The organism is Bacillus sp. X1(2014), assembly GCF_007678255.1.
The window spans coordinates 1-1,255 of record NZ_VEED01000051.1 but is presented as its reverse complement, the minus strand read 5'-3'; the positions used below and the strand labels follow the sequence as shown (position 1 = coordinate 1,255).

The following is a 1,255-nucleotide window of genomic DNA, read 5'->3' as shown; positions in this document are numbered from 1 at the left end:
TGGAGGCTTTCCCTCCCATGTCTCAACGGGTCATTTGCCCTATCATTCCTTCGTCATGCCTATCCAAGGGGTGGAGGCCAGTTATGCTAACCTGATGGGTCGGTGCCCTTTTGTTGAACAAATCTGGTACTCCGTACATATTTGAAATCCTACGAATAAGCCAACATTCGGTATTACAATTTGTATCATATTCTAAATGAGGACGAATCTTCGATTCTTTAACTAATTATGCTGCTAACTGTGCTATTGGTTTGATTTTATCAGGACAATAGGTTTCATTACGTCTAGATATACCTACAAAAATCCTCGCCAACTTGCCAATTAACTTCATGATTGATTTCATTTTCTTCATCTTTTTTACCTTAACATTGTAAGAATGTAATGCTTGAAATTCTGGATTATTCATCACAAGGCTCATCGTTGCTAAGTAAAGGAATCGTCGCAGTCTTGATCTTCCGCGTTTAGAAATGACAATTTGGCCTTTCCACTTTCCTGAGCTTGCCTCAGCTAAATGTAGGCCTGCATGCCTTAGTAGAGAATTACCGTGGGCGAAACCACTTAAATCCCCTGCCTCACCTAATATGCCGGCCAAAGATATTTCACTAATTCCTTTGATAGTAAGCAGTTTTTTAGAGAAAGGAATTTTGTTTAATGCCTCGGTAACCTGTTGTTCAACTCTTTCGAGTTGTGTTACGGCTAAATCATATTCCTCTAATAACTGCTCTAAATGGAATCTATAAGCATCAAGTGCTTGTTTAGTACCAACAGATTTCTTAGCTAACTGGAGAAGTAATTGGGCCTTTTTCAATCCAGGCTGCCTCTTCATTAAAGATTTCCAACCTGCAATAACCTCATGAGGATGCATAGTTTCTAAGTCATTGGGGGACGGGAATAAGCGGAGGGTTGCGATTGCCCCTTTTGCCGTAATATCTTTAAACACCTGTCGAAGTTCAGGAAAAACAATATCAACCCAACGATTTAATTGATTAATCGAACTAACAAGGCGTTTAACTACTACATCACGGTTAGACATAAGAACCCTTAGTTTTTCAAATGATTCTGATGTGTATCTAACTTCAGAGTAGTAACCGTTCTTCACCATATCAGCTATTACTAAGGCATCTTTTTTATCACTTTTTGATTGGGTATTATCACGATTTTCTTTATTCTTTTTTACTAAATGCGGGTTTACAGTTACCACTTCAGTTTGATGTTTAAAAAGCCATTTTGAAAGATTGATCCAGTAGTGTCCAGT

The 1,255-nt window shown here is 38.3% G+C and carries 1 protein-coding gene; it reads right to left on the bottom strand.

What is annotated here, in order from left to right; translation table 11 throughout:
* Positions 1-226 precede the first annotated feature (226 nt).
* Positions 227-1,255, bottom strand: a 1,029-nt coding sequence (locus FS608_RS29710) for an IS110 family RNA-guided transposase (RefSeq protein WP_144556149.1), incomplete at its 5' end; no start/stop codon positions are given.